A 7192-nucleotide genomic window follows, 5' to 3' on the forward strand; every position below is an offset into this window, starting at 1 on the left:
TGAGTATTGCGCAAACGTTCTAAGTTCCGACTATTTTGCAGACTTGCCCAAGGAGAAGCGAGGGGACTTACGTAATAATTTTCTCGATCACGTCAAAAAAGGCCTCAACGGCCACGCCCTGCCTCTACGTGTCGTGTTTTGGGATGGGCATTCCTACGATTTCGCCGAACATATCTTGGTGACCATGCACCTCAAATCCGCAAGGATCATTACCGGTCTGCTCACCGGCAGTACCCTGGACGTGTTGGGCGAAGCCTATGTGGAGGGTGAACTCGACCTCGAGGGTCGCTACCAGGATATCCTTGCCGTTGCCGAAGGACTCAGCAATGCCTTCCCCCGCAAAAAATCCTCCAAGGGTGGGCTCATCCGTAAGGCGCTACATAGCAAAGCCAAAGACAAAGAAGCCATCCATTATCACTATGATGTTTCCAACGACTTCTATCGCCTTTGGTTGGATCGGAATATGGTCTACTCCTGCGGCTACTTCCGCACCGGCGAAGAAGATATCGACACGGCCCAGGAGCAAAAACTCGATCATATTTGCCGCAAGCTGCGCCTGCAGCCCGGCGAACTCCTCCTCGATATCGGCTGTGGTTGGGGTGGGCTGCTGAGCTGGGCGGCCCGTCACTACGGAATTCGCGGTGTTGGCGTCACCCTCAGCGAAGAGCAATATGCCTTTGCTAAAGATCGTATGGAGCGGGAAGGCCTTGCCGATCGCGTCGAGATCCGCCTGCAAGACTATCGCGACATCCCTGAACGCGAGCATTTCGACAAGGTCAGTTCGGTAGGGATGTTCGAGCATGTTGGGCGGGCCAAGCTTCCAGACTACTTCGACGTCATTCAACGAGTGCTCAAGGAGGGTGGCTGGGTCATGAACCATGGCATTACCGCCGCCACCCCGGACGACGAAAGCAAACACCACTCCGGTAGCGATTTCATCGACCGCTATGTCTTCCCAGATGGCGAGATTCCGCACCTCTGGCGTGTGGTCCGCGATATGGGTAGCGCCAATCTCGAGGTGCTGGACGTCGAAAATCTCCGTCCCCATTATGCCCAGACCCTCATCCACTGGGTGCGGCGTTTGGAGGCCCATCGGCAAGAAGCCATCGCCCTCGTTGGCGAAAAAACTTTTCGTATCTGGGCCATTTATATGGCGGGTTGCGCCTACGGCTTTTGGCGCAATTGGTCGGCCCTGCACCAAGTTTTGGCGGTCAAACAAAGCCGGGAAGAGCTCACGCCCCGCCCCTGGGAGCGCCGCTACCAGTATCTCGATAACGATCCCTTTCGCCTCGCCGAACCGGACTGGGGGGATCTATGAGCCAGCGGCAGATCGGCTCCATCACCCTAGTGCGCCATGGCATGACCGCCTGGGCGGCAAGCGGCCAGCATACCTCGGTTACCGACATCGATCTTACCGAGACCGGACGTGCCCAGGCCAAGGCCCTCTGGCACTACTTTGTCGATCGCGAGCATCACTTCGACGGCATTTATACCAGCCCCCTGCGACGGGCGCGGAATACGGCCATCCTCGCCGGCTTCGATCCGCAAACCCACTCCGGCCTGCACGAGTGGCGCTATGGGCGCTACGAGGGCAAGACCACCCCCGAAATCCATCAAGAAAACCCGCAGTGGACGATTTTCCGCTGTGGTGCGCCCGAAGGCGAGAGCGGGGCGGATATTCAGCAGCGCTGCCAACAATTGTTGCAGGATTGGGAGGACGCCGGCCATCAACACATCCTCTGCTTTGCCCACGGACACATCCTGCGTGCTCTAGCCTGCTGTTGGCTCGGCCTCGGTCTCGAATTTGGTGATCACCTGCACCTCGATGCCGCCAGCATCTCGCGCTTGGGCTGGGAGCACAGCACCCCCGCCATTACCCTGTGGAATCACTGCCCCTGCACGATTCGCTAACCTCGCATCCAAACGATCTCCAGTCGCGTTGCAGCGCCAGATGCAATCTTCTCCTGGCGCCTGTCAACCGGTAGTCTTGCATTTCGCATAAATGGCACATCCGTGCTTGGTGTGCCATACTTTTCACGATGTGGTTTTTGAGGTGCTATCATGGCATTCAGTGAAAATCAGGTACAGATCGGCGCGCAGGGTCGGGTGGTAATCCCGGCAGCGCTGCGCAAGGCATTGAGGCTACAGCCCGGCGATCGCTTGGTAGCTCGGCTAGTTGGGGAAAGCCTTGTGTTGGAACGGCGCGATACCGTGGAACGACGGCTACGTGAACGCTTCCGGAGTGTCCCAAAGGGCATTCGCATCGTGGACGAACTCCTCGCCGAACGGCGAGCCGAAGCCCAGCGCGAAAGCGGTGGCTCGTGAGTGTCGTCCTGGATGCTTCAGCGGTGCTGGCGTTTCTGCACGACGAACCCGGAGGCGATAGGATATCCTCGGTGTTGGATGGTGCCAGTATCTCGACGGTCAACTGGTCGGAAGTAGTACAGAAAGCGCTGCAAAAGGGTGTTGATGTCGACGGAATGCAGCAGGAATTCATCGCCCTTGGCGTGCAGTTTGCGGATTTCACCCCACGACAGGCAGAGATCGCGGCCAAGCTTTGGCCCCAAACGCGAGACCACGGTCTGTCGCTGGCAGATAGGGCCTGCCTAGCACTGGCCATCGATAAAGAACTACCCGTGTGGACGGCCGATCGCGTCTGGGCGGACCTTAGTCTACATATTGTGATGCAGGTCATCCGCTAGGAGACGGGGGAGATGCAGCCCATCTTTCGCGTGGTGGTGCTGCCATATCAGATTCAACTCCGAACCATCGGGATTTAAATATGCCAAGTACCTTTCGTTAATGGCTGGAGCAGATGGAGGCGGTGTGGCGCGACCCAGATTGGCCAGACCGTCCCGAGCATTGGAAAGCGGGCATCCTGGGATTCGACCTCGTCGCCAAGGCCATAATGGCAGAGTACTGAGCTATGCAGTGCCATTTGCAGTCCAAACACCCGCATCGATAAGGATACCATCGGTAGTTTCACCAACGGCAGTCAACGTATCTTTCTCCTCAATGGCGAGGAGCGGCACTGCGGGTACCGTCTGCTGGTTGCCACCCAGGACGCCCTGGGCAAGCAAGCCGAGGAGGCAATATGCCTGATTTTGGGGTGCTCTACCTACGGCAACTGTAGCTTACACCTATCGATTGGGAGCAGATCTCTTGGGTTGAGCCCGAGAAGCTCGTTCGCATGCCCGGAAAAGCCCTACGCTCACACCAGCGGGACGCAATCAAGGCTGTCTTGCAGTTTTTTTTCCCGCACCGGCAATCGATGGGTTCTTGTACTATACTTCTACAGTATTAGTCAGAATGGAGGAAAAAGCCATGAAGCTTATCGATTCTCCTAGCGAGAATATTCGCATCGAGTTTGATAAAAAGGATCTCGACAAGATTGTTGAGCCGATCATCAAAAATGCCGAGCAGTTTTCGTCAGCCCCACTCGATATGGCCTATTTATTGGCCGAGCAGAATTATCGGATTGACGATCACTTTCAGCAACCCAAAGGAATTTTCGACGGAGGTAAGGCATCATGAAAATCGTGTCAGAAACGGATAGCGGCGCCATTCTCGAGCTCAGTTTGAAAGAGGCACGAGAAATTGCAGTCGAACTGGAGAAGAACGCCAAAATCGTCGGTACTGCCGGCGCGGAACTTCGCAAACTGCTCCCGGAGGCAACGGATGTGCCAGAAGGCGTCCTCCGTTACGAGTACAGCGGCGCTGAGGATCTGCGCGAGGCCTGAACCTGCCTCCCAGAGCGTCAGCGCCAGCTCTCGGCCTCAACTGGTAGGCAGAAGGAAAGCAGGTGCCACCATGGCAGCGGCCTGCATTTCGGCATGGTAGTACTGCAGCCCCGACATCTGCTCGGCGTCCTCGCGTCGGAAAGCGTCGCGAGCGATGCCCTTACGCGCCAAAGTGGCACTCCACCAGCCCGAAGGATAGGCAAATTGCGGGAAGTAGATGGTGTCTACGGAGTCAAAGCCGGCACCACGCATCCGACGCTGGCATTGGCGGATGAGGTTCGCGTGTAAAAGCGGCGACTCCGACTGCGCCACCAAGACCCCCTGCTCGCCCAAAGCCCGCCAACAGGCGGCGTAGAATTCCTCGGCAAAAAGACCTGCCGCAGGACCCACCGGATCGGTGGAATCGACGATGATCAGATCATAGCTACCCGCCTTGGCGTGCTCCACCCAGGCGATACCATCCTGAAAATGAAAGCGCGCCCGCGCGTCGTCGTTGCGCTCGCACAGGAGCGGGAAGAAGCGCTCGGCCACCCGCGTAACCCGCTCATCGAGTTCCACCTGCTCTGCCAGCTCCACGGTAGGATGCCGCAGCACCTCGCGCAGGGTACCGCAATCGCCGCCACCGATGATCAGCACCCGCTTCGGGTCGGGATGGGTAAACAGCGCCGGATGCGTCATCATCTCGTGGTAGAGAAAGTTGTCACGATCGGTAAGCATGACCAAACCATCGAGGGTCATCAGCGTACCGAAATGCTCGGTTTCAAAAATCTCGATGGTCTGATACGGACTCTGCTCCCGGTGCAGGACTTCCCGCACCTTGAGACTCAAGGCCGCGCCGTGTTCTTCGTAGCGTTCGGTGTACCACAGTTCGGTGCTCATCGGGATCCTCAGTGCTGGGGGACGGCGCCAGTATAGCCAAGGAAAGCAACTGCGCTCCAGCGCCTCAGTCGTCGATACCCCAGGCCTCCTGGCGCTCACGAATCCACTCGGCCAATTCCTTGGCCGGATGAAAAATGGGTACCAGTCTATGGGCCTCTTCGGCGGCCTGACGAGCTCGACGCAGTTGTCCAAGATGCAGGTAATAACGCGCCAGATTCATGTAGGCCAAGTGGGCGCGATCAAAGTGGCGACTGCGCAGTGCTCGGCGAATGGGAAAGAGCGCCTCCTCGACACGCCCACTCTCCATCAAATATTCCCCCAGATCATTCCAGGCCACCCCCCATTCCGGATCGAGAGCGATGGCTTTGCGCGAGGCCGAGATCGCCCCGTGCACGTCGCCGGAAGCCGCCAAGGCCCAAGCATAGAAAGTCCAGAACAGGGGCAGCTCCGGCTCTTGCTCGAGAGCCTTGCGAAAAAACTGAACAGCCTCGGCAAAATGCCCAGTCTGCTGCCAATCCAAGCCCTCGGCAAAGTCTGCATTGCGCTCGGCTGCCTCCTGAATCTGTTCATCCAGAGAAAACGGCGGTTCCTGTGATGTCTTCATAACTCCTCCAAAGACCAACGGGGACGCACCCGGCAGGGCGACAAGGCGTCGCCGGCGGCGGCCAAATGCACGGCTCCGGCGAGGGCAATCATGGCGGCATTATCGGTGCTGTGGCGGATACTCGGAAAATGGACTACCGCCCCATGCAATTTTTCCCGTAACCTCTCGCGCAAGAGACGGTTGGCGCTCACCCCGCCGGCAACGATGAGATGCTTGAAACCTGTCTGTTCGAGGGCGCGCCGACACTTTTCCACCAGAGTCTCGACCAATGCCAGCTGAAAACTCGCGGCCAAATCCGCCCGGCTTTGCATATCCTCTGGTAACAACTTCTCTGCCTGTAATCGGAAGGCCGTCTTCAGACCACTAAAGCTAAAATCCAGGCCCGGCCGATCCAGCATTGGTCGCGGCAGGGGATACCGCCGAGGATCGCCCTGGTCTGCCAAGGCCGCAAGCGCCGGGCCACCCGGATAGGGTAGCCCCAAAATCTTTGCTGCCTTATCAAAGGCCTCACCCGCAGCGTCATCCAGGGTGTCGCCCAGCAATTGGTAATCACCCAAGGCACGCATGGCAATCAGCTGGCTATGCCCACCAGATACCAGTAGCGCGACGGCAGGCAAAGGCAGCTCGCCCTCCAGCAAGGGCGCTAACAGATGCCCCTCGAGGTGATGCACCGAAATTAGGGGCACACCCCAAGCAAAGGCCAGGGCGCGGGCAAAGCTCGCCCCGACCAGTAAAGCGCCAATCAAGCCCGGCCCGGTAGTAACCGCCACCGCATCCGCCCGCGCCAAGCCACTACGCGTTTGCAGTTCGCGCCACAGTAAAGGCAAGCGTCGCACATGATCGCGTGCCGCCAGTTCCGGAACCACCCCGCCAAAGGGCGCATGGATTTCCGTTTGACTAAAAAGCACCTCGGCACGCAGACCGACTCCCCTTTCGTAAAAGGCGAGGCCGGTCTCGTCACAAGAACTCTCTACGCCAAGCACCAGATCAGCCACTTGCCACCTCTCCCGCCGCCCGCGCGCGCAAGGTCTGCAGTTCCCACTCCGAAAAACCCGCGGCCAAGCGGGCGGCAACGGCAAAATCGCCACCCGGGCGACCGCGATAGTGGCGATCGAGCAGCGCAAAAAAATGCTGCTCCGGGTCTAGACCACGCTCGTTGCAGAGCCAGCGAAACCAGTAGGAACCGACGGCCACATGCCCCACCTCCTCGCGCTCGATGACCGCAAGGACCGCGTCGGCCTGACGATCGCCAAGGGCCTGCAAACGCGCACGAATACCCGGTGTAGCGTCGAGTCCACGCGCCTCGAGCACCCGCGGCACGAGTGCCATTCGCTTTACCGGATCATCCGCTGTTTCGAGCGCCATTTCCCAGAGACCGTCGTGCGCCGGTAGGTCACCATAATCACCGCCCATCTCTCGCAACAACGCGCGCAACGCCGCAAAATGCGCTGCCTCCTCTTTGGCTACTTGCAGCCAATCGGCGTAATAGGCGTCGGGCAATCCAGGGAAGGCGCAGGCGGCATCGAGAGCGAGATTGATGGCGTTGAATTCAATGTGCGCCAAGGCATGTAAAAGGGCAAAGCGACCGGCCGGCGAGCCGAGGTTGCGGCGTCGCGGCACATCCCGGGGTGCTACCAGGCGAAGATGCGCGGGCCGACCAGGGAGATCGGGCGTGGGCAGGGCAACCCAGTTTTGCGCGGCAACCACTACAGGCAAAGCCCCCACCGCCATCAGCTTGGCCTCGAGGTCGCTTTCCAGGAGGGCTGCGCGTATCTGCTCTTGCTCTGCTTGCATACGCGCATTATGGGCGTCTTTTGGGCGCAGACCAAGAAAAAATCCCCGCTTCCAAGGAAGCGGGGATTTTGGTGTAGGAGTCTGGCGGTGACCGACTTTCGCGGGGGGAGTCCCCCCACTATCATAGGCGCTGCAGCGTTTCACGGTCCTGTTCGGGATGGGAAGGGGTGGTTCC

10 protein-coding genes and 1 rRNA gene are annotated in these 7192 nt (G+C 58.9%); 6 read left to right on the forward strand and 5 right to left on the reverse strand.

Features of this window, described 5'->3' with window-relative positions; all coding sequences use genetic code 11:
- Positions 1-43 precede the first annotated feature (43 nt).
- The 6 genes from RTI30_RS01710 (at position 44) to RTI30_RS01735 (ending at position 3740) form a co-directional block, all read left to right on the forward strand.
- Positions 44-1318, forward strand: a complete 1275-nt coding sequence (locus tag RTI30_RS01710) for a class I SAM-dependent methyltransferase (RefSeq protein ID WP_312261683.1) — start codon at positions 44-46, stop codon at positions 1316-1318.
- Positions 1315-1911, forward strand: coding sequence for a histidine phosphatase family protein (locus RTI30_RS01715; protein ID WP_312261685.1), 597 nt, complete (start codon positions 1315-1317; stop codon positions 1909-1911). The genes RTI30_RS01710 and RTI30_RS01715 overlap by 4 nt, the downstream gene beginning before the upstream one ends.
- Before the next feature lie 150 nt (positions 1912-2061).
- The gene (locus RTI30_RS01720) at positions 2062-2325 is read left to right on the forward strand and encodes an AbrB/MazE/SpoVT family DNA-binding domain-containing protein (protein WP_312261686.1); all 264 of its coding nucleotides are present in this window, start codon (positions 2062-2064) and stop codon (positions 2323-2325) included.
- The gene (locus RTI30_RS01725) at positions 2322-2702 is read left to right on the forward strand and encodes a type II toxin-antitoxin system VapC family toxin (RefSeq protein WP_312261688.1); all 381 of its coding nucleotides are present in this window, start codon (positions 2322-2324) and stop codon (positions 2700-2702) included. The genes RTI30_RS01720 and RTI30_RS01725 overlap by 4 nt, the downstream gene beginning before the upstream one ends.
- Before the next feature lie 622 nt (positions 2703-3324).
- Positions 3325-3534: a hypothetical protein gene (locus RTI30_RS01730; protein WP_312261690.1), complete on the forward strand. Its 210-nt coding sequence runs from the start codon at positions 3325-3327 to the stop codon at positions 3532-3534.
- Complete coding sequence (locus RTI30_RS01735; protein ID WP_312261692.1) at positions 3531-3740, forward strand: hypothetical protein; 210 nt, start codon at positions 3531-3533, stop codon at positions 3738-3740. Before RTI30_RS01730 ends, RTI30_RS01735 begins: the two co-directional genes overlap by 4 nt.
- Before the next feature lie 36 nt (positions 3741-3776).
- Here RTI30_RS01735 and speE read toward each other — a convergent pair whose 3' ends face one another.
- The 5 genes from speE to rrf all read right to left on the reverse strand — a co-directional run.
- Positions 3777-4619: a polyamine aminopropyltransferase gene (gene speE, locus RTI30_RS01740; RefSeq protein WP_312261694.1), complete on the reverse strand. Its 843-nt coding sequence runs from the start codon at positions 4617-4619 to the stop codon at positions 3777-3779.
- Positions 4620-4683: 64 nt separating this feature from the next.
- On the reverse strand, positions 4684-5223 hold the full coding sequence (locus RTI30_RS01745) for a tetratricopeptide repeat protein (protein ID WP_312261696.1): 540 nt from the start codon (positions 5221-5223) through the stop codon (positions 4684-4686).
- Positions 5220-6218 carry a tRNA (adenosine(37)-N6)-threonylcarbamoyltransferase complex transferase subunit TsaD gene (gene tsaD, locus RTI30_RS01750; RefSeq protein WP_312261698.1) on the reverse strand — a complete coding sequence of 333 codons (999 nt, stop codon included), beginning with the start codon at positions 6216-6218 and terminating at the stop codon, positions 5220-5222. The genes RTI30_RS01745 and tsaD overlap by 4 nt, the downstream gene beginning before the upstream one ends.
- A complete protein-coding gene (locus RTI30_RS01755; protein WP_312261700.1) occupies positions 6211-7017 on the reverse strand; it encodes a ferritin-like domain-containing protein in 807 nt (268 codons plus the stop codon). The genes tsaD and RTI30_RS01755 overlap by 8 nt, the downstream gene beginning before the upstream one ends.
- Positions 7018-7096: 79 nt before the next feature.
- A 5S ribosomal RNA gene (gene rrf, locus RTI30_RS01760) occupies positions 7097-7192 on the reverse strand; the annotation flags it as partial.

Origin of the sequence: Candidatus Igneacidithiobacillus taiwanensis (genome assembly GCF_031962545.1) — a bacterium.
GTDB classification, from domain to species: Bacteria; Pseudomonadota; Gammaproteobacteria; order Acidithiobacillales; family Acidithiobacillaceae; genus Igneacidithiobacillus; species Igneacidithiobacillus taiwanensis.